Genomic DNA, 21,439 nt, shown 5'->3' on the forward strand with positions numbered 1-21,439 from the left:
ATGAAGAAACGAAATTACACACACGTTCAAATGCTTTTACCAGAGATCAAGGCCATGTTGGCAGAGGGGAAAACACAGCGGGAAGTCGCAGAATACTATGGCTTCCGGAATAAGCAGGTGGTAAAAAGACTACTTGAGCGTGAGCGCCGTAAAGAACGAAAACTGGAAGCCGGAATCCGCCCACGACCGAAAGGACGGCCGAGAAAAGATGCTGCGCCAGGAGACGTTGTGGCAGAGCAGGCCTGTGAGATCCAACGGCTTCGCATGGAAAATAAACTACTGCGGGATTTTCTGCGCTTCACAGAAAGGAAGTGAGAGCAAAGGTAAAGTATCATATCATCTATCGTCACAGGACAGAGTATCCAGTGGCAGTCATGTGCAAATTCTTTGGAGTGTCCAGAAGCGGCTACTATGCTTTTGTCCATCGCCTAGGCAAGCCAGAAAAGGATGCGGCTCTTGCGGGGCTCATCGCACAGCAGCGGGAACGCAGCTTCCGCACCTACGGCTACCGGCGGATGTGGCTGTGGCTGAAAAGCCGGAATATCTTCTGCAATCCCAAAACTGTGCTGCGAATCATGAAGAAATATGATCTGCTCTCGGAGATCCGCCGCCGCAGGAAATGGCAGCAGATGGGGCGGCAGGCACACAAATACAGGAATCTGCTGAACAGGGAGTTCCATGCGGACAAACCTAACAGCAAATGGGTAACAGACATCTCCTACATCCACACCAGGCAGGGTGTGCTGTACCTTTCCATAATCCGGGACCTCTATGACAACAGCATCATCGCCTACAAGACTGGAACCCAGCAGACAGTGAATTTGGTTCTGGATACCGTTCATCTGGCAATGAAACAGGAGAAAAAGAGGGTCGCTGCGGAGTTGCAGCTCCACAGCGACCAAGGATTTCAGTACACCTCTGCAGCATACTTCAATCTGACTCAAGCATACGGAATCACACCATCCATGTCAAGGAAAGGAAACCCGTACGACAACGCCATGGCGGAAAATTTCTTCTCTATCCTCAAAACAGAATGTATTTACCGCCACAAACCGGCGACCTTTTCCGAAGCCAATGAGATGATTGACCGCTATATTTACTTCTATAACCATGAGCGCATCCAGTTAAAAACTGGAGAGGCGCCGCTGGCGCGACGCCTCTCCGCTTAAAACTTAATCTTTCCTACTAAGGGCTCTTTTTTGTACTGTCCGCACAATCTGGGGCAGTTCACAGTTCAGATGCAGCCGGGTCTTTTCTTTTTCCCATTATACCACACCAACGAAGCGGTAAAAGATTTTAATGTCCTGGTGACGCTGACCGTCTATGATGGAGCGTTCCCCGATCTCGATGTGGTCAATCAGTTCCTCAACGATTTCCCGGTCAAGCTCCTGCACATCCAGATAGCGGCGGACGATGCCTGCCCACTGCCGGATATTTTCAACCTCCTGCTGGGCTTTTCGTTCCTCTGCCAGAAGAACCTCCAGACGCTCTGCCTTTTGGATGCGTTCCTGTTCACTTTTCTGAATCAGGACAGCAAAGGTATCGCCATTGATGGCACCGCTGACTTTATCCTCATAGAGCTTGGCGGTCATGTGTTCCAGCTCTCCGATACGCCGCCGCAGTCGGCTGATTTCCAGCTTGGAATCCTCCTGCTTCGCCGCGCTTTCGGAAAGTATCTGCTGTTTCAGCTTGTCCAGCACCGCGTTTTCATCCTGCGCCACCGCCTGGTTGTGCGCCCTGATTTCATTCAGCACCAGCGTTTTCAGCGAGATTTCATAAATCCGATGCCAAGAACAGGCGCTGTGTCCGGTGGTGGAAAAGTGGGAGCAGATATAGGAAACATATCGCTTGGCTGTCCCGTTTTTTCTGCGCCGGGTCTCGCGGGTGGCTACCAAAGGATGCCCGCAATCGGCACAGACCAGCTTGCCGGTGAACAGGGCGGGCAGCGGGGCGGCATGGTTTGCCACCTGTTGTTTGACTGCCCGGTTCTTTTCCTGAACAGCTTCCCACACTTCCCGGTCAACGATTGCTTCGTGGGCATCTTCGTGGCAAATCCATTCCGTTTCCGGCTTCTGTATCATGGTCTTGTCCTTGTATACAAATCCTCCAGAATGGGCATATTCTCCGGGCGCGGGTCGTTGAGATAGTCCTGATAGACCAGCCGCACACAACGGTCGATGATGGTTTTCTGCACCGGCTGCAATCCCTCCTTGCCGCCCACGATCAGCTCACACAGCGACAAGATAAAGTCCGATTTGAGGGACAGCGGGCTTTCATCGTCCGAGTAGTCCAGGTTCAAGTCCATTGGGTTAAGATAGTTGGTGGAGGTGGGCGAAATTTTGATAACCTGCCCATGCAGACGCTCCACCAGTGGGGCATATTCCGCTTCCGGGTCCAGGATTTCCACCTCGTCGGAAGTCAGCAGGAAACAGTTGGCGATCTCGCGCTTGGCGCTGAAAGATTTACCGGAACCCGGCGTACCGAGAATCAGGCCATTGGGGTTTTTCAGCAGCTTGCGGTCCACCATGATAAGGTTGTTGGACAGGGCGTTGATGCCGTAGTACAGCGCCTCCTTACCGTTCTGGAATAATTCCTGTGTGGTGAACGGCACAAAGATCGCCGTGGAACTGGTGGTCAGCCCCCGCTGAATCTCGATCTGATTCAGACCCAAAGGCAGGCAGCTCATCAGCCCTTCTTCCTGCTGGAAGTCCAGCCTTGTCAGCTGGCAGTTGTACTTCTGTGCGATGGAGCTGGCCTGGAACACATTGTTGTCCAGCTGGCGGGGATTATCTGCGGTGTTCAGTACCAGGAAGGTCACAAGGAACATTCGCTCGTTGCGGCTCTGCAAATCCTGCAAGAGCTTTTTGGCCTCGACACCATAAGTGGCAAGGTCGGAAGGGATGATGTCCATGTCATATCCGGCACGGACAGCCTTTTTCTGTTCCTCGATTTTGCTGCGGTCCAGATCGGTGATTTTTCGCTTGACCGTCTTGATGGCCTTGATCTGATCCACCGACTGGATGTGCAGGCTGACAATCAGGTTGGATTCCATATCCAGAAAATCGGCCAGCATCCGGTCATTCAGCTCTGGAGCCAAAATTTGTACGAAGCTGACGGCTCCGTACTTCTTACCCATGCGGAACTGCTTACCGGTGCGGAACTCAAAGGAGCTGGGGGCGATAAAGTCCTTGGTGGACAGGCCGCTGGTGGGGAGCCAGTCCCACTCAAACCGGAACGGCAGCTGCTCGTCCATGTGGAAGATACCATGCAGCTGGGCAAGCCGCGCTTTGCCGTCCAGCGTTTCCGCCGCCACGCCCAGCCGCTTGAAGTTGTTGAGAATATCGGTCTCAATGCGCTCCAAACGGGGCTTGGCCGCCTTGATGCTGTCTGCGTCAATACCAAAGGTGAGATACTTGGTTTTAATCAGGCCGTTGTTGCCCTTTGCCAGCTGGTTTTGCAGCATGGTCATGTACTCGATACGGATGCTGTCAAAATCGTCCCCCTGGAGAGGGATGTTGATGGCGCGGGCAAAGGTTTCCTCCGATGCTGCAAGGTTCAAAAAAGACAGCTCAAACTGAATCGAGCTGTCGAAGTAGTTGAGGAAATCGCACCAGCCCTCGAAAATCGCGGTTTTACAGGAAAATGGCGTTGACGAAAGTATCAATCAACATCTTCCTGTGGGACTTCTGGCGCACATCTAACTTGCGGAAGCGGTGGAGCCAAAAGGTCATAAACTCGGCGCTGACCTTGGGCTTTGCCAGCTTCTCACAGGCAATTTTGGTTTCCAGTTCCTCTTTCGTGGCTTCCAGTTCTTCCAGACGGCCTTTCGTTGACTTGGTTAAAATCCCCTGCTGGATAGCGTTCAGCAGGTTTTGAATGGCCGTGTCCGCTTCCTTTAACTGCTGTTCATACAAGGGCAGGTTGACATTCTCCCTGTCCTGCAAGTCCATCAGCATGGACATAATGGCCTCCATCACCACTTTCATGGTTTCGTTTACCACTAAATCCTCAATCCATTCCTTCTTGACAGACTTCTTGTGGCACTCCGTCCGCTTCTTTTTCACGGACACACACTTGTAGTAATGGTGAACATTCCCTGTGTGGCTGGTGCCGCTCTCGCCGCAGAGATAGGCCCCGCAGAACAGCTTGGTCGTCAGCAGGTAATCGTCCTCGGCCTTGTGGCGGGCCGGGGCTTTCTTATTCTTCGCCAGCTTCTCCTGCACCCGGTCAAAGAGGTCTTGGGGGACGATGGCGGGAATACCGTCTGGCACCACAATGTCCCGGTAGGTGTACTCCCCGATATAGCGTCGGTTGTTCAGAAGGTGCTGGACGCTGTTATAGGTCATTTTCTGGCCCCGTGTGTTCTTCACGCCCTGCTCGTTGAGCCAATCCCGGATAGCCGTCATGGTGGCCCCCTCGTCGTAACGCTGGAACGCCTCACGAACAAAGGGGGCGGTGAGTGGGTCAAGCTGGAAGCACTGGTCGCTGTCGATCTGATAGCCGATGGGCAGGGTACCGCCGTTGTACTTGGATTTTAGGGCGTTCTCCGTCATGCCCCGGACAACCTTCTCGGACAGGTCGGCGGAGTAGTATTCGGCGTAGCCCTCCAACACGCTTTCCAAAATGATACCCTCGGCCCCGTCGGAAATGACCTCGGTGGCGGACACCACCTTGACCCCGTTCTTTTTCAGGGTGGCCTTGTAGCGGGCGCTGTCGTAGCGGTTGCGGGCAAACCTGTCCAGTTTCCAGACGATAATCATATCGAACAGGTGCTTGCCGCTGTCCTTAATCATGTTCTGAAATTCTGGGCGGTTGTCGGTCTTGGCGGAAAAGGCCCGATCTATGTAGTGGCGCAGAATGGTGATACCGTTCTTCTTGGCAAAGGCAGTACACTCCCGGATTTGGCCCTCGATACTTTCTTCCCGCTGATTATCGGAGGAATAGCGGGCATAGATAACAGCTTTCATTGTTATTCCCCCTCAAAGTATTCAAACCCTGCCAAACTCTCCATATCTTTAATAAGTTTAAGGAAAGATTCTTCTCCTTCAAGATAGAGGTCGTTATAATAGATTGGCTTTCCAAATAAAACCTTGGCGGCGCTCTTAATCCTGCCCCAAAGAGTATTGTAATTGTGATCGTATCTGGAATCTTGAACCGAAATGTTATAATTGATGTCGCCATCTTCCCAAACAGTCTTTTCAATGACGAGCATACAACATTTGCAGTCACAGGGTAATACAAGCATGTTGCTTTTTTCTTTCATGCCTCGCCCTCCATCATGCGGAACAGGGTTTCTTTCAGCTTCTCATTCATGGGTGACTGCGGGTCAAAGCACATTTCTATGAAGCGGCGCATTTCCTCACGCTCCGGGGCGACCTTGGGCTTAAACTCGTATGTCACCCCTTGAGGCTTGTCCGTCCGGGCAAAGATATAATCCAGCGACACATCAAAATAGTCGGCGTAGCGGCGGAACAACTCCACGGGCGGAGTGGACTGACCGTTTTCGTAGCGGTTGATGCTGGACTGTGTGGAACCGATGGCCTCCGCCATTTTCACCTGTGAAATGCCGATACTCTCCCGTAGGGCTTTCAGCCGTTTACCCACTTCTTTCACATTACAACCTCCTATTCGGGTTGATTTTATTATAACCCAGTTTGTCGAAAATTGCAACCCGAAAACGTAACCGTCAAATCTCCCTGCGCATAAAAAGGCCGCCATCTCAGTGCCTGTGCATTGAGATGGCGGCCTGCAGTTCTATTATGATTTAGGACTTCTGCATTCCTGGGGTGCGTTCACCGGGAGGAAAGATTCCGCCCAGACTTCATCCGTCCGGCTCAGGCCAGGTGCATGGTTAAGGAGCCAAACCAGGTAGCGGTAGGGATCCAGGTCGTTCTCCTTTGCGGTCTCAATCAGGCTGTAGATCACAGCGCTGGACTGGGCGCCGGCCGGGGTGTTGGAAAAGAGCCAGTTCTTCCGGCCTATGACAAAGGGCTTAATGCTGCGCTCGGCACGGTTGTTGGAGAGTTCCAGCCTGCCGTCCTCCAGATAGCGTACCAGATAGGGCCACTGCTCCCGCAGATAGTGCAGTGCCTTGCCCAAGGCGGACTTGGGCGCCGTCTTGGCGCTGGTCTCATTTGCCCATGCCAACAGAGCGTCCAGAACCGGTTTCTCCAGTTCCAGCCGCTTGGTATAGCGCTCTTCCGGCGTCAGTTCCACGAGAGCCTGCTCCAACTGAAACAGCCTGGTGCAGTAACACTCGCCGGTGGCCGCCAGAGATTCCTGCCGTTTCTCTTTGGGCAGCGTTTGCAGCGCCTCGTCAAATTTTCGCCTGGCATGAGCCCAGCAGCCCACCACCCGGATATTCTCGGGCAGCTTGTGGTAGCCCTGGTAGCCGTCTGCGTGCAGCCAGCCGGAGAAGTTCTTGAGGAAGGCCGCCGCGTGCTCCGCCTTCCGGCTGGGCTGGTACTCGTACAGGACAATGGGATACTCGGCGCAGCCGCTGGTCCGGTAGAGCCACATGTAGGACTTGCTTGTAGAAGTCCTGCCCGGTTCCTTCAGCACCTGCAGCGTGGTCTCATCCCCGTGCAGCACGGTTTCCCGGCACAGCTTCCGGTGCAGGGCGTCATACACCGGCCGCAGCCAGGTGTCCGAGGCCTGCAGGATCCAGTTGGCCATCGTCTGCCGGGACAGCTTCAGCCCCTGCCGCTGGAACTCCTGCTCCAGACGGTACAGCGGCGCGTACATGACGAATTTCTGCGTCATGATATGGGCTACCGCCTCTGGTGAGGCGAAGCTGCCTGGGCAGAGCGTCGGCTGTTTGGGTGTTTTCCGGAGATTGCCTTCGCCTGTTTCCGCCTCGCACTGCTTGNCCCACATATAGGACTTGCTTGTAGAAGTCCTGCCCGGTTCCTTCAGCACCTGCAGCGTGGTCTCATCCCCGTGCAGCACGGTTTCCCGGCACAGCTGCCGGTGCAGGGCGTCATACACCGGCCGCAGCCAGGTGTCCGAGGCCTGCAGGATCCAGTTGGCCATCGTCTGCCGGGACAGCTTCAGCCCCTGCCGCTGGAACTCCTGCTCCAGACGGTACAGCGGCGCGTACATGACGANGCAACCAATATTTTCAGCTGCTCCATCCCACACGACGGATAGATATCCATTCTCACATTCCCGACATACAGCGTAGCGGAATGTTCTGCTTCGTTGCGGCATTCCTGCCTTGGAATCGGCACTTTTGCAAAGGCAACCCTGTCCTGTCCTTCCTGCTGTGCCATGCTGCCAGCAACAGACAGTACTTCTCGCTCCCAGCGATAATATGTAGTTGGTGTGATTCCCTGTTGCCTGCACCATTCCCGAACCGATCGCCCGCTGCTCCGGCATTCCTTGATTGCTGAAGCCCATTCCTGTAACTGTGCCTGGTGTTTCAACTCGATAGATGTCACTGCAAGACCCCCCGTACAAAATAGTGCTGGAACGTTCCGCTACGTTCCAGCACTATTATCTCATACATGTCTATCCGCCTGCTCCTTTGACGGTTACATTCGAAATGTAGTAGAGGAGATTTTGCATACGGAATTGATTTACGCATAAAATCGGGTTATAAAGCATTAAGAGGGGAAAGGTATAAACGCTTTCCCCTCTTAATGCTTGAATAATTATATCAGCAATGGTAAGTATCCTAATACTTACAACTAAAGCGATATCAATTTTTGATCATTTTTAGAAAATATTCGTGAATTGCCAAGTTGTCCGTCAGCTCCGGGTGAAAAGCGGTAACCAACATACTGCCCTGTTTGGCTGCGACAATTTGCCCGTCTACCACGGCTAACGCTTGGGCTTGTGAACCAACCGACCGTATATATGGAGCGCGGATAAAGGTCATTGGCACCCTGCCTAAACCATGAAATTCTGCTTCGGTATAAAAGCTTCCCAGCTGACGGCCATATGCGTTGCGTTTGACAGAAATGTCCATGCAGCCGAAGCAGGAAACGCCGCCTTCCACCTCACGCGCCAATAAAATCAAGCCTGCGCAAGTACCGAAAACAGGCAAACCATTTTCTATTTTTTCCGCCAGAGGCTCCAAAAGTTCCAAATCCCGTAACAGCTTACTGATGACAGTGCTTTCTCCTCCGGGAAGAATCAAGGCGTCAAAGGATCTCTCTATATCCTGCCTTTGCCGAATTTCAAAATGCTCGATTCCCAGATGGTCCAACACAGTCCCATGTTCTGCGAAAGCCCCTTGGAGAGCCAATATCCCGATGTTCATTATTTTCCCCTCTCCGCCATGAGCACAGCGATTTCGCTTTCATTGATCCCCACCATAGCTTCTCCCAGTCCGGCAGACAACTGGGCTATCAGTTTTGCATCCTTGTAGTTGGTCACAGCTTGGACAATGGCGGCAGCACGTTTGGCAGGGTCACCAGATTTGAATATGCCGGAGCCTACGAATACTCCCTCAGCGCCAAGCTGCATCATCAAGGCTGCATCAGCAGGCGTAGCCACCCCTCCAGCTGCAAAGTTGACCACCGGCAAACGACCATTCTCATAAACATAGCGGAGCAAATCAAGCGGAACCTGGAGCTGTTTGGCAGCCTCAAAGAGCTCGTCTTCACGCAGGTTCTGAACCCGGCGTATTTCTGCGTTCATGGCTCGCATATGCCGTACCGCCTGAACAATATCACCGGTACCCGGTTCTCCTTTTGTCCGGATCATAGACGCACCCTCGGAAATACGGCGAAGGGCTTCCCCTAAGTCACGGGCTCCGCATACGAACGGAACCTTGAACTTGGTTTTGTCGATGTGATATACATCGTCTGCGGGAGTCAGAACCTCACTCTCGTCAATATAGTCGATTTCAATCGCCTCTAAAATCTGCGCCTCCACGAAATGACCGATGCGGCATTTGGCCATAACAGGAATGGATACGGCCTCCTGGATACCTTTAATCATTTGAGGGTCGCTCATTCGGGATACACCGCCGGCAGCTCGAATGTCCGCAGGAATACGCTCCAGGGCCATAACAGCACAGGCTCCCGCTTCCTGTGCAATTTTTGCCTGCTCCGGCGTAGTAACATCCATAATGACTCCGCCTTTCAGCATCTGAGCCAGTTCCTTATTCAAGTCATATCTTGTTCTTTCCATAAAAAGTGCTCCTTTACAAATTGATACGGGCAGTATATAATGAATCTGGATATTAGAAAATAGTCAAAATTGAGGTATTTTATATAATCAGATGAATAAGAAAATTGATAGCAAACAATACATCTATCGAAAACTATATGAGATGTTAAAAAAGGAGATCGTCATCGGTGCCTACCAATATGGCAGCCGTCTTCCCTCTAAGCGCACCTTGGCGGAGAAAATGGGGAGCAGTGTTATTCCTGTAGAACATGCTTATGAACTTCTGTGTGAAGAGGGCTATGCGGAAGCACGGGCACGCAGCGGTTACTTCGTCATTTACCAGGAAGACGATTTTATTTCTAACCGGAGTGAATGGGATATCGGACCACTTCCTTTGAATCGAACACACGAAGCAAAGAGCGATTTTCCATACACCGTTCTTGCCAAAACCATGCGCAGGGTGCTTTTGGATTATCAAGAAAAAATTATGATAAAATCTCCGAATCACGGTTGCCCAGAACTGCGGCAAGCTCTTTCTCGCTATCTGGCTCGGAGCTGCGGAATTGAAGTACGACCGGAGCAGATCATTATAGGCTCCGGTGCGGAGTATTTGTATGGGCTTGTCGTGCAGTTATTCGGTAATGACCGGCTGTTCGGGATAGAAAACCCCTCCTATGAAAAAATCCGCAGAGTATATCAGGCTCACGGTATACAGTGTGACCTTCTGAAATTAGGATCTGATGGAATCCAATCGGTGGAACTGGAGCAAACGAAAGCCGCAGTACTTCACGTTACACCGTTTCACAGCTTTCCCAGTGGCATTACGGCAAGCGCGTCGAAGCGGATGGAATATTTGCGATGGGCAGAGAAGCATGGTGGTTTTATCGTTGAGGATAACTACGACGCAGAGTTAACCGTATCCAGAAAGAATGAAGATACGCTCTTTTCCCTTTCTCAAAATGGATCTGTGATTTATCTGAATACATTCACCAGGACAATCGCTCCCTCCATCCGTGTGGGTTACATGGTACTGCCAGAACGGTTATTGGCGGATTTTGAGCGGAAGCTGAGCTTTTATTCCTGTACGGTTCCCGTTTTTGAGCAATACGTCTTGGCAGAACTGCTCCAGAACGGTGACTTTGAGCGACACATTAACCGTGTTCGCCGGAGAAGAAGGCGAAAAGGCGGAGCGGACTGCTTATAGGTCATTGGTGAAATAATAGAAGACCGCTCCGACTTCAGACAAGAAATCAAAGCGGTTTTTATCCTGAAATCGTCAGCCAACAGTTGACTAAGTTTATGCGTTCCTTAGGCCTTGTTTGAAAAATAAAAGTTGCACAAGAAACCAAGTTATGCGAAGCTATGAGCATGAAACGATATGAATTAACAAAAGAACAATGGGAACGAATCAAGCCGCTGCTGCCACCGGAAGAAACGGGAAAGCGGGGTCGTCCCCGGAAGGATAACGGGATCATGCTCAACGGAATGCTCTGGATCGTCCGGAGCGGTGCGCAGTGGCGTGAGCTGCCGGCGACCTATGGTCCTTGGCAGTCTATATACGCAAGATTCGCCAAATGGCGGAATGAGGGCACTCTGGAAGCGGTATTCCACACACTGTCTGCGGACGCGGATATGGAGAACCTGAGCATGGACTCCACTTGCGTAAAGGTGCATGAAAGCGCAAATGGCGGGGAAAAAACGGCGGATAAGGCGGTTGGCCGTACCAAAGGCGGGTGGAACACAAAGCTCCACGCTGTCGTAGACGGTCTGGGAAACCCGGTGGAGTTCCTTCTCTCCGCTGGAAATGACCACGATTCGGTTCACGCTGTTGAACTGCTGAAAAAGGTCAGAATCGGCGGGAGTGCCGTGCTGGCAGACCGGGCCTATGGTGCCCGGACGATTCGGGAATATATCTCAGCGCACGGGGCCAGCTATGTGATCCCGCCGCAAAGCAACGTTTCCGATCCCTGGCCGGTTGACTGGCATCTGTATAAAGAACGCCATCTGGTGGAGTGTTTTTTCCAGAAAATCAAGTGGTTTCGCAGAATCGCCACCAGATATGACAAGTCGGATGCTTCCTTCCTAGCCTTTGTGTATGTAGAGAACCTGACCATCCTGTGGAGCGAGACCGTCAGCGACGAGACGACAAACGGTCTGATGACGGCGGCCCACAGCCAGCTGAAGGCGGCCCGCCTGCTGGCGGAGGACACCGATGGTGACAAAAACGTAGACAGTTTCTGTCTGACGGCTCCCCAGGTGGTGGCGGAACTACCGGCCAACACCCTGCTGGACCACTTCGACGCCTATGTGGGGGAGTCGCATGCTGACAACAGCGTGCATTCCGTGAAAGCGGTCATCCAGGCCACCTACTATGACCAAGAGCACCAGGAGCACATCTACGACAAAGAGACTGACACCACCGTCACCCTCCCCGGCGAAAAGACCATGCTCTACACCGCCTCCCAAAACTTTGAGCCCTACAGGCTGGAAGTGGAGACCATTGGGGTGGACTACGCCAACCTGATGGCAAACAGCCTGACCCCCATCCAGTTTACCGTCCGCAACACTGGTGTCAACGAGGTGACGGGGCTGACCATCACCCTGGCACAGGATGAGACTGCCACCCTGAGCGAGTCCCTTGCTCCCAATGAGAGCGCAACCCTGACGGTGTACCATAAGGTTGGCGAGACCGTGGCCAACGTGGAGTACACCATCACCGACACCGATTCCAACATCACCAAGACCGGCACCGTCTATCTGGACTACCCCGACATCGGCATCTCCCAGATGAAGGTGCTGGAGGAGAAGGAAGGCCAGCGTACCATCGCCGTGACCCTCTACAACGCCTCCGACGCTCCTCTGGCCGACAGCGGCCGCACGGTCAATCTGGCCTTCTACACTGACAATCTGCTGACCGAGAAAGCCAATGTGACCTGCAGCACCGCCGGTGTTTCCGGCAGCGGCGGCAGCACCCTCACGATTTCCGATGCGGATGCCCTGAAACTCATTGATGCGGGCAGCTTTACCCTGGTGCTGACCTACGATGTGGGCACCTATGTTGAGGCACAGGGCCTCCGGGAGATCCCCGACAGCGGCGTATATCTGTACGCCGACGCCTGGGCGGAGGGGACCATCGGGACTCAGAGCGGTGCAAAGCGTCTGCCTGAGTGCTACAGTTCCGACAACCAGAGTGCCGTCCTCCTCACCGGCGCATACGCCCGTACCGGCGAAAAGACCACCCTGAACGTGACCCAGACCAACAGCAACGGTGCAACAACAGCCGTGGTGGAACTGAAAAACAACTCGCTCCAGGATCAGACCACCGCTACCCTGGTGGCCTCCCTGCTGGACGAAAACGACCAAGTACCGGAGACAAAGACCACCGGCATCGAGGGAGCACTGAATGGCGAGAACGCCCAGACCAGCACCATCCAGTTCAGCCAGCTGGGCAGCCGGGTGGTGGTACACGCCGCCGCAGCCGGAGAGGACAAACTGTTCTTTGAAGGACTGCCTGTCTCCATAGATGATTTCACCGCAGATGAAAGCGGCGCGCTCACCTGTTCCATCTCCGGCATCTCCGCCGACAGCACCCTGGTCACTGCCATCTCCGGCAATAAGGAAAAGGTTACCATCAACGGTCAGGAGTTTACCTCCGGCAGCGGCAGCCTCTCTGTCCCCATTGGCACGGGTGAGACGGTCATTACCGTGAACATCGGCAGCACCGCCTATACCCTGCATATTACCAGCACCCACACCAGCGGCGGCGGAGGAGGCGGAAGCGGAACAACCGCCAGCTACCGCGTCACCGTGGAATCCGCTGAAAACGGCGTAGTCAAATCCAGCCACAACAGCGCCGGCGCGGGCACTACCGTTAAGCTGACAGTGACTCCGGATGACGGTTACCGACTGAGCAGTCTGACCGTTACCAACAAAAACGGTAAGGCTCTCACGCTGAACGACAAGAACGATGGAACCTACACCTTCACCATGCCGGCCAGTGACGTCACCGTAAAGGCCGCCTTTATCGAAGTCGACGCTGAGGAATTTCCCTTTGTGGATGTGCCTCTGGACAGCTGGTACTACGACGGTGTGTCCTATGTCTACGAAAACGGCCTGATGACCGGCACCAGCGCCACCACCTTTGCGCCTGATATGACCACCACCCGCAGCATGGTCGCCACCATCCTGTGGCGGCTGGAGGGCAGCCCTGTGGTGGACTATGCCATGACCTTTACGGATGTGGATTCCTCCACCTGGTACACCGAGGCGGTCCGCTGGGCAGCCAGTGAAGGCATCATTACCGGTTACGGCAACGGAAACTTCGGACCGAATGATTCCATTACCCGAGAGCAGATGGCCACCATGCTCTATCGTTACGCACAGTACAAGGGCTATGATGTGAGCGTGGGCGAGAACACCAACATTCTCTCCTATACAGACTTTGCAGAGCTGGGCGAGTATGCGGTTGCCGCCATGCAGTGGGCCGTGGGAGCAGGTATCATCAACGGTACCAGCGCCAGCACCCTCAGTCCCCGCGGCAACGCGACCCGAGCTGAAGTAGCTGTCATTCTGATTCGGTACTGCAAGAGCGTGGACAAGTAACAAAGTACCACCTGCATGACTCACGCCGCAAAAGACACAATTGTACAAAGACTCCGTCATTCCGAGAAAAATGGCCGCCCCAGGGCGGCCATTTTTCGTGTGTATTCGCCTCCGACCCCACCAAGCAGGCAGAAAGTTAACCATGCCCAAGTCATCCGGCAGTTGTGTTTTCCAGTTCCAGAAAAGGCTTGATCTCCTGACCGTACCGTTGTCGAAAGGGTCTGGACTATGCCGAGCGGCCCGTGGAAGCGCTTGAATGGCATTCAAGAGGCTAACAGTTTGATGCCGCTTGTCTCCACCATCAAAAGAGAGTGAAGCAAAAAACTCGTTTCCTTTCGGAAACGAGTTTTTTGTTTTGTCTGTGAAGTTTCTGAAAAATTTAGAATTTCTCTCCACTGTGTTTACAATCCCGGATTAGTATAATAAAGTAGTATTATATCGGACGCAGAATGGAGGACTGGCGATGAAGCGGCGGATCTTTTTTTACAACGCCGTAGTGGTCATGGTCGCCCTCACCGCCCTGCTCATCGTCAGCGGCGCGGTGATTGGGAGCGTGAACGACCACTATATGGAGCGGCCTCCGGTGGTGGACGACAACGCCCCCAAGGTCCAGAACCTTTTGACCCAGTGGGTAGAGGACCCCAGCTCCTGGGAAGACCTGAACCAGCAGCTCAAGGACCTGGGCTACTCCCTCTATGTCTCTCTGAGCGGCACGGAGGTCTATTCCTCCATGGCGCCCATCCAGACCGACCTGCTTCGCCAACTTCCTCCCATCAACAGCTGGCCCGCCGGCGAGCCCACGACACTGTGGATGGGCGGCGCCCTGGTGATCGGGATGCGCTCCGGGCCTTATACCATCCTGACCATGGGCGAGCCCAACATGCCTAAGGTCTTTGGCCGGCAGCGGCTGCAGACCGAAGCGGTGCTGCTGTCGATCCTCATCATCGGCGCCAGCGCCATTGTGGTCATCGTCCTTTTGTCCATGGTATCCACCCACTTTCAGCTCAAGCACATTCTCCGCCCCGTCAACGCCCTCACCGACGCCGCCCAACGCATCGAGGCAGGGGATTACTCTCAGCCCGTAGGCTATGACGGTCAGGACGAGTTCACGGCGGTGTGTGCCGCCTTTGAGCACATGCAGCAGCACCTTCTCCAGGAACGGGAGAAGAACGCCGCCTATGAGCGTGCCCGCACCGATCTGGTAGCGGGGATCTCCCACGACCTGCGCACCCCCCTCACTTCGGTGAAGGGTTACATCAAGGGGCTGCGGGATGGGGTGGCCAATACCCCTGCCAAGCAGGCCCAGTATCTGGACATCGCCTACCGCAAGGCCTGCGATATGGACGTGCTACTGCAGCGGCTCTTCTATTTCTCCAAGCTTGAGACCGGGAACCTGCCTCTCTTCCCTGTCCGGGCCGATTTGGGGGAATTCGTCCGCGGCTTTGTCCGGGATACCGCCGGGGACCTGGAGCAGCGGGGCGGGAAGTTCCTGGTCAAGGGTGCCCCGGCCCCCCACCCGGTGCGCATTGACACTGAGCAGATGTACCGGGTTCTTACCAACCTTACCGACAACGCCGTCCGCTACACCGGAGCGGAGTCCCTGGTCCTCACCCTGACCCTCTGGCGGGAGCGCGACATGGAGCACCTGCGCTTCGCCGACAATGGCTGCGGCGTACCTGAGGGGTCCCTCCCCCACCTCTTTGAACAGTTCTGGCGCGGGGATCAGTCCCGGGGCGGAGAATCCGGAGAGGGCAGCGGTCTGGGGCTCTATATCGTCAAATACATCATCGAGGCCCACGGCGGGACCATCTCCGCCCGAAATGACGGCGGTCTGGTCTTCGACATTGCCCTGCCCTGCGAAGAGGAGGAAATCACCCATGCCTAACATATTGATCGTGGAAGACGATCTGGAGATCGCCATGCTGGAACAGGACTATCTGGAGATCGAAGGGTTCCAGACCCAAACCGTCTCCGACGGCGAGGGGGCGGTGTCCGCCGCCCTCACCCGGACCTTTGACCTGATCCTGCTGGACCTGATGCTTCCGGGCTGCAACGGCTACGACGTGTGCCGCCGCATCCGGGACCAGGTGGATGTACCCATTCTCATGGTCACCGCCCGCACAGACTCGGTGGACAAGATCCGGGGGTTGGGCCTGTGGGCGGACGACTACATCGCCAAGCCCTTCGACCTCGCCGAGCTGGTGGCCCGGGTGAAGGCCCATCTCAACCGCTACGCACGTCTCACCGGTGGAGCCGGAAAAAAGGCGGACGATGACGCGCTCACCGTAGGGGATCTCCAGATCTTCCCCCGCAGCTGGAAGGTCTACAAGGCCGGCCGCGAGCTCAAAATGCCCAATCGGGAATTTATGCTCCTCAAATTCCTGGCGGAGAATCCCAACATCGTCTTCTCCAAGGAGCATCTCTTCGAGACCATCTGGGGCTATGACTATGTGGGGGACAGCGCCACCGTCACCGTCCACATCGGGCGCATCCGGGAGAAAATCGAGGATGATCCCACCCACCCCAAAATCATCGAGACGGTCTGGGGGGCGGGATACCGGCTCAACGCATGATAAAAAGCTCCGTCCGTCATTCCTGACGGACGGAGCTTTTTATTTTTTATCAACGCTTCCTTTGGGTCAATGCAAGGCCCACTACCATGCCCACCAGGGCCGGCAGAAGCCACCCCAGGCCCTGTTCAGCCAGGGGCAGGGCTCCCAATAGATCAGACAGGGCGGCTGGCAGGACCTTCAGATCACGCAGGGTATAGAGGACGCTGGCCACACCGGTGAAAAGGACGGTGACCGGATAGACCAGGGGCCGCCGTCCCACCCACTGTTGGAGCAGCGCCAGGGCGATCAGAGCGATGGCCACCGGGTAGATGATGCTCAATACCGGGACGGACAGGCTGAGGATGAGATCCAGCCCGGCGTTGGCGATGAGCATGCTCACGGCAGCGAAGAGGATGGCCCAGGTCCGATAGGAGAGCTTGGGACAGATCATGTTGAAGTACTCGGCGCAGGAGCTGATGAGCCCTACGCACACATTGAAGCAGGCGATCACAAAGATGGCGGCCAGCAGGACGCTCCCCGGCGTGCCGAACAGGGCGGGGACCAGGTTGGTCAGCACCTCCGCGCCGTTGGTGGCACCAGGGAAGGCGCCGCCGGACAGGGCTCCGATGTGGGCCAGCATGGCGTACACCACCAGCAGCAGCACCCCGGCCATCCAGCCGGCCCGCACGGTGTAGCGCACCACGTCGCTGTCCTCCTCCACGCCCCTGGCCCGGATGTTCAGCGCGATGATGATGCCAAAGACCAGAGCGGCAATGGTATCCATGGTCTGATAGCCGTCCAGGAAGCCCCGGGCCACCGGAGCGGCGGCGTACAGCTCACTCTGGGGCGCGCCGTAGCCCTCCAGGGGGTCCACCAGGCTGCCGATGAAGGTGACTACGATTAGGAGGAGCAGGATGGGACACATGATCTTTCCCAGGCGGTCGGTGAGCTTCTCCGGCCGCAGCGCCACCACCAGGGCCAGGGCGAAAAACACCAGGGAGTAAAGGATCTGCAGCATCCCGATGGGGGCGTCCGCCCCCACAAAGGGAGGCACCGCCATCTCAAAGGAGGTGCTGGCCGTTCTGGGGATGGCCAGACAGGGGCCGATAGCCAGATAGGCCACAATGGTGAATACCCTGGAAAAGAGGGGATGGACCCGGTCACCCAGGGTATCCAGGCCGCCGGAGAGGGCCACCGCCACCACCCCCAGTACGGGGAGACCCACGGCGCTCACCGCCATGCCCGCCATGGCCAGCCAGGTGAGGTTCCCCGCCTGGGCACCTACGCCTGGGGGAAAAATCAGATTGCCTGCACCGAAAAACATGGAAAACAGGGTGAAACCCAGCAGCAGCTGGACCCGCTTGCTCAATTTCTTCATAGATCCTCCTTCAGACCCCATCGGGTCCCTCTCATCCCAAAAACGCCTCCGGCAGCCGCCACCGCTCCGCCAGCTCCGCTGCTTCAGCAGGGGTGAGCAGGTGACAAGCGTCCTCGGTAAACTCCGGCGTCACCACGCAGGTGACCAGTGTATAGTCCTCCCCCGGCCCCTCTGCCGGCAGCGCTCCGAAGATCATATCCCCCGGCGCCAGGAGCTGAGGCTGTTCTCCGTTCTCCACATTTGGTCCCAGGCGGCGGACGGTGACGCCCTCCTCCCCTACAAACCAGAGGTCCAGACTCCGGCCGCTGTGCCAGCACCAGAGCTCGTCCCGCCCCACCCGGTGGAGTCGGGAACGCTCCTCCGCACCCAGCAGATAGTAGATGGCCGAGGCGCTCCGGGTCCCGTCCGGCAGATGTACCCCGCTCTCATACACCCTGCGGTAGTACCCTCCCTCCACATGGGGCTCCAGGCCCATATGTCTGATCAACATCTCGCGCTCCATCGCCCTACGCCTCCCTTTTTCGGCAATTCGCTGTGCTTCCATGCTACTATACCCGCTCGTCTTTGTCAATTTCCGTCCGGTGTTTCCCCCGGTTTTTTTGCTTTGCCTGTGCGTATATTGCACTTTCTCAGGTAGAACACCCATTTTTTCTCAGAAAGCAGCGCGCAGCCTGCATGATGTGGAAAAATTAGGACTTCCTTTTTTCTCTTCTCTGCTACAATGAAGGTTGTCTGCGGCATGCTCAGCCGTGGAATTACAGAGAAGAAAAGAGGAAACACTATGAGACGTTTGGGAACCATTCTTGTTTTGGGTGCGCTGAGCCTGTCCCTGCTCACCGGCTGCGGTGACAAAACCGGCTACGCCAAGGACGGCTTCGCGGAGGGGCGTCTGGGCGACACCATGCACACCTACTTCTTTGACTTCACCGTCAACAGCGCCTACCTTTGCGATACTTACGAGGGCTACACCCCCATTATGGAGGGCTATCAGCTTCTGGTGGCCGATGTGACCGTCAAGAATACCAACCGGGAGAGCATCCCCATGTACGACACCGACTTTCAGGTTCAGTGGAGCGATGACAGCGAGGACGCCTATGACGTCCCCATTACCTACTATACCGACGCCGTCTCCGACCAGCAGCTGCCCACCGAGTACGAGCTGGCGGTGGACGAGGAGCGCACCGGCCTGCTGGTCTTTGAGGTGCCCGCCGGGGAGACCGACTTCTCCATCTCCTACCTGGAGCTCTTTGACGACGGCACCGAGGAGGGTGAGGAGGGAGACACCTTCTTCGTCTACTTCACTGCCGAGGCCCAGGCGTAAGCCTATTTTTCTCCCGCATAGGGCGTATCTTTCGGCATATACTATGCCCGGGTGAATTGTTATGGGTGAACGAAAGAACGTCCTGCTCACAGACATCATCGGCATCCTGATCGCGGAGGGTGTGGGCGCCCTCTCCGGCTGGCTGTCCAGGGACGGCCTCAAAACGTACAGTACCACCATTGTGCAGCCGCCCCTCTCGCCGCCGCCCGTAGTCTTTCCCGTAGTCTGGAGCATCCTCTTCGCCCTGATGGGAATTGGCGCCGCCCGGGTGTGGCGCTCGCCGCCCTCCGGGGCACGGACCCGAGGTCTGGCCCTGTTCGGCGTCCAGCTGGCCTTCAACTTCTGTTGGAGCCTCCTCTTCTTCAACCTCCAGGCCTTCGGCTTCGCCCTGCTGTGGCTGCTTGTCCTGTGGGTGCTGATCCTGTGGATGCTCCACACCTTCCTCCTGGCGGACAAATGGGCCGCCTGGCTTCAGATCCCCTACCTCCTGTGGGTGACCTTTGCCGCCTACCTGAACCTGGGAGTCTGGCTGCTGAACTGACTGCGTTTCATTTGCATGAAAATGCCCGCGGGCCCTGTTGTCAGGGCCCGCGGGCATTTTCGTTCTCTTATTTTCCACCAGATGTGCGCCTGTATACTCAGCGCCGGGTCTTCAGCCGGGCCATGGCCCGGGCCAACGCGGCCTTGCAGTGGTAGTACTCGTGGATACTCTGCTTCTGACGCAGGCGCTCCTCGGCCCGCTCCTTGGCAGCTTCCGCCCGCTTGCGGTCGATCTCCTCGGGGTGCTCGGCAAAGCCCACCAGCAGGATCACATAGTCCGGCTTGATCTCGGCGAAGCCGGCGCCCACGGCGGCAGGCTCCCACTTGCCCTCGGCCTTGTAGCGCAGCTCTCCCGGCTCCACGGCGGTGACCGCCGGCTCATGGCCGGGGTAGATCCCCATCTGGCCGTCCACCGCCGGGAGCACCAGGGCCTCGGCGGGGCCGATGTAGAACTGCCGCTCTGGGGTGATGATCTCCAGGTAGAAGGTGTTCTCCCCGGCCATTCAGACCGCCCCCATCTTCTTGGCCTTGGCGATGACCTCGTCCACATTGCCTACATTGCTGAAGGCGGCCTCGGGGTACTTGTCCAGCTCGCCGCCCAGGATGGTCTCAAAGGAGCGGAGGGTGTCCTCCAGCTTTACGTAGCGGCCCTCCAGGCCGGTAAACTGCTCGGCCACCGAGAAGGGCTGGGAGAAGAACTGCTGGATGCGGCGGGACCGCTCCACGGTGCGGCGGTCCTCCTCGCTGAGCTCCTCCATGCCCAGGATGGCGATGATATCCTGGAGCTCCCGGTAGCGCTGGAGCAGCTCCTGGGTACCCCGGGCGATCTTGTAGTGCCGCTCTCCCACCACGTCGGGCTCCAGGATGCGGGAGGTGGACTCCAGAGGGTCCACGGCGGGGTAGATGCCCTGCTCCACGATTTTACGGGAGAGGACGGTGGTGGCGTCCAGGTGGGCAAAGGTGGTGGCGGGGGCGGGGTCGGTGAGGTCGTCGGCGGGGACGTACACGGCCTGCACCGAGGTGATGGACCCGTCCTTGGTAGAGGTGATGCGCTCCTGGAGGGCGCCCATCTCGTTGGCCAGGGTGGGCTGGTAGCCCACGGCGGAGGGCATCCGGCCCATGAGGGCAGAGACCTCGGAACCGGCCTGGACATAACGGAAGATATTGTCGATGAAGAGCAGCACGTCCTGCTTCTCTCGGTCCCGGAAGTACTCTGCCATGGTGAGGCCGGTGAGGGCCACACGCATACGGGCTCCTGGGGGCTCATTCATCTGGCCAAAAACCAGGGCGGTCTTTTCAATGACACCGGACTCGGTCATCTCCCGCCACAGGTCGTTGCCCTCGCGGGTGCGCTCGCCCACGCCGGTGAAGATGGAGTAGCCGCCGTGCTCGGTGGCGATGTTGTGAATGAGCTCCTGGATGAGCACCGTCTTGCCCACGCCGGCGCCGCCGAAGAGGCCGATCTTGCCGCCCTTGGCGTAAGGAGCCAGCAGGTCGATGACCTTGATTCCGGTCTCGAAGATGTCCACCACGGGGCGCTGGTTCTCAAAGGCGGGGGGCTGGCGGTGGATGGACCAGGTCTCCTTGTTTTTCAACGGACCCTTTTCGTCGATGGCGTCGCCCAGGACGTTGAACATGCGCCCCAGCACGCCCTCGCCCACGGGCACGGAGATGGGGGCGCCGGTGGCGGTGACCTCCATGCCCCGGCCCAGGCCCTCACTGGGGGAGAGCATGATGCAGCGGACGGTGTCGCCGCCTGTGTGCTGGGCCACCTCCATCACCTGGCGCTTGCCGTCCAGCTCCACCTCCAGGGCCTCCTTGATCTCGGGCAGGACGCCGCTGGGAAAGGCCACGTCTACCACAGGGCCCATGACCTGTACGATTGTCCCTTTGTTTTGACTCATATGGTAATCCCCTTTCGGGCAGTTG

General features: G+C 56.5%; 19 protein-coding genes and 4 pseudogenes. 9 read left to right on the forward strand and 14 right to left on the reverse strand.

Annotated features, from left to right (window positions below; all coding sequences use genetic code 11):
• Entirely contained in the window at positions 1 to 315 is a 315-nt protein-coding gene (locus E0E29_RS13310; protein ID WP_130848458.1) for an imidazolonepropionase, read from the forward strand.
• 50 nt (positions 316 to 365) lie between these two features.
• Positions 366 to 1,169: an IS3 family transposase gene (locus E0E29_RS13315; RefSeq protein ID WP_242622339.1), complete on the forward strand. Its 804-nt coding sequence runs from the start codon at positions 366 to 368 to the stop codon at positions 1,167 to 1,169.
• Between the two features lie 96 nt (positions 1,170 to 1,265).
• Here the strand turns inward: E0E29_RS13315 and E0E29_RS13320 are convergent.
• The 10 genes and pseudogenes from E0E29_RS13320 to pdxS all read right to left on the reverse strand — a co-directional run.
• A pseudogene (locus tag E0E29_RS13320) lies at positions 1,266 to 2,111 on the reverse strand (DUF4368 domain-containing protein); the annotation flags it as partial.
• Positions 2,084 to 3,634, reverse strand: a pseudogene (locus E0E29_RS13325) (VirB4-like conjugal transfer ATPase, CD1110 family); the annotation flags it as partial. The pseudogenes E0E29_RS13325 and E0E29_RS13320, both read right to left, overlap by 28 nt.
• On the reverse strand, positions 3,633 to 4,967 hold the full coding sequence (locus E0E29_RS13330) for a recombinase family protein (protein ID WP_242622503.1): 1,335 nt from the start codon (positions 4,965 to 4,967) through the stop codon (positions 3,633 to 3,635). The pseudogene E0E29_RS13325 and the gene E0E29_RS13330, both read right to left, overlap by 2 nt.
• A 2-nt stretch (positions 4,968 to 4,969) precedes the next feature.
• Entirely contained in the window at positions 4,970 to 5,263 is a 294-nt protein-coding gene (locus tag E0E29_RS13335) for a hypothetical protein (protein ID WP_130850249.1), read from the reverse strand.
• Positions 5,260 to 5,613, reverse strand: coding sequence for a helix-turn-helix domain-containing protein (locus tag E0E29_RS13340; RefSeq protein WP_130850250.1), 354 nt, complete (start codon positions 5,611 to 5,613; stop codon positions 5,260 to 5,262). The genes E0E29_RS13335 and E0E29_RS13340 overlap by 4 nt, the downstream gene beginning before the upstream one ends.
• 144 nt (positions 5,614 to 5,757) lie before the next feature.
• Complete coding sequence (tnpC, locus tag E0E29_RS13345; protein WP_242622558.1) at positions 5,758 to 6,876, reverse strand: IS66 family transposase; 1,119 nt, start codon at positions 6,874 to 6,876, stop codon at positions 5,758 to 5,760.
• A pseudogene (locus tag E0E29_RS18800) lies at positions 6,868 to 7,092 on the reverse strand (IS66 family transposase); the annotation flags it as partial. The gene tnpC and the pseudogene E0E29_RS18800, both read right to left, overlap by 9 nt.
• Positions 7,050 to 7,439 (reverse strand): IS66 family insertion sequence element accessory protein TnpA, encoded by a 390-nt coding sequence (gene tnpA / locus E0E29_RS19295; protein WP_165449906.1) that lies wholly within the window; start codon positions 7,437 to 7,439, stop codon positions 7,050 to 7,052. The pseudogene E0E29_RS18800 and the gene tnpA, both read right to left, overlap by 43 nt.
• A 260-nt stretch (positions 7,440 to 7,699) precedes the next feature.
• Positions 7,700 to 8,263 carry a pyridoxal 5'-phosphate synthase glutaminase subunit PdxT gene (pdxT, locus tag E0E29_RS13350; protein ID WP_130850252.1) on the reverse strand — a complete coding sequence of 188 codons (564 nt, stop codon included), beginning with the start codon at positions 8,261 to 8,263 and terminating at the stop codon, positions 7,700 to 7,702.
• Complete coding sequence (pdxS, locus tag E0E29_RS13355) at positions 8,263 to 9,138, reverse strand: pyridoxal 5'-phosphate synthase lyase subunit PdxS (protein WP_130850253.1); 876 nt, start codon at positions 9,136 to 9,138, stop codon at positions 8,263 to 8,265. The genes pdxT and pdxS overlap by 1 nt, the downstream gene beginning before the upstream one ends.
• 91 nt (positions 9,139 to 9,229) lie before the next feature.
• On the opposite strand from pdxS, the gene pdxR reads away from it, so the two are divergent.
• The 5 genes and pseudogenes from pdxR to E0E29_RS13380 all read left to right on the forward strand — a co-directional run bounded on the left by pdxR (position 9,230) and on the right by E0E29_RS13380 (position 16,292).
• On the forward strand, positions 9,230 to 10,321 hold the full coding sequence (pdxR, locus tag E0E29_RS13360) for a MocR-like pyridoxine biosynthesis transcription factor PdxR (RefSeq protein WP_130850254.1): 1,092 nt from the start codon (positions 9,230 to 9,232) through the stop codon (positions 10,319 to 10,321).
• A gap of 158 nt (positions 10,322 to 10,479) precedes the next feature.
• Positions 10,480 to 11,235: pseudogene (locus tag E0E29_RS18805) on the forward strand (IS5 family transposase); the annotation flags it as partial.
• A gap of 669 nt (positions 11,236 to 11,904) precedes the next feature.
• The gene (locus E0E29_RS18810; protein WP_242622559.1) at positions 11,905 to 13,719 is read left to right on the forward strand and encodes an S-layer homology domain-containing protein; all 1,815 of its coding nucleotides are present in this window, start codon (positions 11,905 to 11,907) and stop codon (positions 13,717 to 13,719) included.
• Positions 13,720 to 14,182: 463 nt separating this feature from the next.
• Entirely contained in the window at positions 14,183 to 15,604 is a 1,422-nt protein-coding gene (locus E0E29_RS13375; RefSeq protein ID WP_130850255.1) for a HAMP domain-containing sensor histidine kinase, read from the forward strand.
• Positions 15,597 to 16,292, forward strand: coding sequence for a response regulator transcription factor (locus E0E29_RS13380; RefSeq protein WP_130850256.1), 696 nt, complete (start codon positions 15,597 to 15,599; stop codon positions 16,290 to 16,292). Before E0E29_RS13375 ends, E0E29_RS13380 begins: the two co-directional genes overlap by 8 nt.
• A gap of 49 nt (positions 16,293 to 16,341) precedes the next feature.
• On the opposite strand, the gene brnQ is transcribed toward E0E29_RS13380, so the two are convergent.
• On the reverse strand, positions 16,342 to 17,649 hold the full coding sequence (brnQ, locus tag E0E29_RS13385; RefSeq protein WP_130850257.1) for a branched-chain amino acid transport system II carrier protein: 1,308 nt from the start codon (positions 17,647 to 17,649) through the stop codon (positions 16,342 to 16,344).
• Between the two features lie 31 nt (positions 17,650 to 17,680).
• Complete coding sequence (locus E0E29_RS13390) at positions 17,681 to 18,139, reverse strand: cupin domain-containing protein (protein ID WP_165449908.1); 459 nt, start codon at positions 18,137 to 18,139, stop codon at positions 17,681 to 17,683.
• 291 nt (positions 18,140 to 18,430) lie between these two features.
• Between E0E29_RS13390 and E0E29_RS13395 the strand changes: the two genes are divergently transcribed.
• Positions 18,431 to 18,970, forward strand: a complete 540-nt coding sequence (locus tag E0E29_RS13395; RefSeq protein ID WP_165449909.1) for a DUF4352 domain-containing protein — start codon at positions 18,431 to 18,433, stop codon at positions 18,968 to 18,970.
• Positions 18,971 to 19,031: 61 nt separating this feature from the next.
• Positions 19,032 to 19,511 carry a TspO/MBR family protein gene (locus E0E29_RS13400; RefSeq protein WP_130850260.1) on the forward strand — a complete coding sequence of 160 codons (480 nt, stop codon included), beginning with the start codon at positions 19,032 to 19,034 and terminating at the stop codon, positions 19,509 to 19,511.
• Between the two features lie 97 nt (positions 19,512 to 19,608).
• Here E0E29_RS13400 and atpC read toward each other — a convergent pair whose 3' ends face one another.
• Together atpC and atpD are read right to left on the reverse strand one after the other, a co-directional pair.
• Positions 19,609 to 20,013: an ATP synthase F1 subunit epsilon gene (gene atpC / locus E0E29_RS13405; protein WP_130850261.1), complete on the reverse strand. Its 405-nt coding sequence runs from the start codon at positions 20,011 to 20,013 to the stop codon at positions 19,609 to 19,611.
• Positions 20,014 to 21,414: a F0F1 ATP synthase subunit beta gene (atpD, locus tag E0E29_RS13410; RefSeq protein WP_130850262.1), complete on the reverse strand. Its 1,401-nt coding sequence runs from the start codon at positions 21,412 to 21,414 to the stop codon at positions 20,014 to 20,016. It abuts the gene before it with no gap.
• Between the last annotated feature and the right edge of the window lie 25 nt (positions 21,415 to 21,439).

It is taken from the genome of Intestinimonas timonensis (assembly GCF_900626145.1).
GTDB classification, from domain to species: Bacteria; Bacillota; Clostridia; order Oscillospirales; family Oscillospiraceae; genus Intestinimonas; species Intestinimonas aquisgranensis.

What these genes read in the sequence shown, in the direction of transcription:
- E0E29_RS13310 (WP_130848458.1), top strand. Translation starts at nt 1, where the DNA reads ATGAAGAAACGAAATTACACACACGTTCAAATGCTTTTACCAGAGATC.
- E0E29_RS13330 (WP_242622503.1), bottom strand. Translation starts at nt 4,967, where the DNA reads ATGAAAGCTGTTATCTATGCCCGCTATTCCTCCGATAATCAGCGGGAA.
- E0E29_RS13335 (WP_130850249.1), bottom strand. Translation starts at nt 5,263, where the DNA reads ATGAAAGAAAAAAGCAACATGCTTGTATTACCCTGTGACTGCAAATGT.
- pdxT (WP_130850252.1), bottom strand. Translation starts at nt 8,263, where the DNA reads ATGAACATCGGGATATTGGCTCTCCAAGGGGCTTTCGCAGAACATGGG.
- pdxS (WP_130850253.1), bottom strand. Translation starts at nt 9,138, where the DNA reads ATGGAAAGAACAAGATATGACTTGAATAAGGAACTGGCTCAGATGCTG.
- pdxR (WP_130850254.1), top strand. Translation starts at nt 9,230, where the DNA reads ATGAATAAGAAAATTGATAGCAAACAATACATCTATCGAAAACTATAT.
- E0E29_RS18810 (WP_242622559.1), top strand. Translation starts at nt 11,905, where the DNA reads ATGAAGGTGCTGGAGGAGAAGGAAGGCCAGCGTACCATCGCCGTGACC.
- E0E29_RS13375 (WP_130850255.1), top strand. Translation starts at nt 14,183, where the DNA reads ATGAAGCGGCGGATCTTTTTTTACAACGCCGTAGTGGTCATGGTCGCC.
- E0E29_RS13380 (WP_130850256.1), top strand. Translation starts at nt 15,597, where the DNA reads ATGCCTAACATATTGATCGTGGAAGACGATCTGGAGATCGCCATGCTG.
- brnQ (WP_130850257.1), bottom strand. Translation starts at nt 17,649, where the DNA reads ATGAAGAAATTGAGCAAGCGGGTCCAGCTGCTGCTGGGTTTCACCCTG.
- E0E29_RS13390 (WP_165449908.1), bottom strand. Translation starts at nt 18,139, where the DNA reads ATGTTGATCAGACATATGGGCCTGGAGCCCCATGTGGAGGGAGGGTAC.
- E0E29_RS13395 (WP_165449909.1), top strand. Translation starts at nt 18,431, where the DNA reads ATGAGACGTTTGGGAACCATTCTTGTTTTGGGTGCGCTGAGCCTGTCC.
- E0E29_RS13400 (WP_130850260.1), top strand. Translation starts at nt 19,032, where the DNA reads ATGGGTGAACGAAAGAACGTCCTGCTCACAGACATCATCGGCATCCTG.
- atpC (WP_130850261.1), bottom strand. Translation starts at nt 20,013, where the DNA reads ATGGCCGGGGAGAACACCTTCTACCTGGAGATCATCACCCCAGAGCGG.
- atpD (WP_130850262.1), bottom strand. Translation starts at nt 21,414, where the DNA reads ATGAGTCAAAACAAAGGGACAATCGTACAGGTCATGGGCCCTGTGGTA.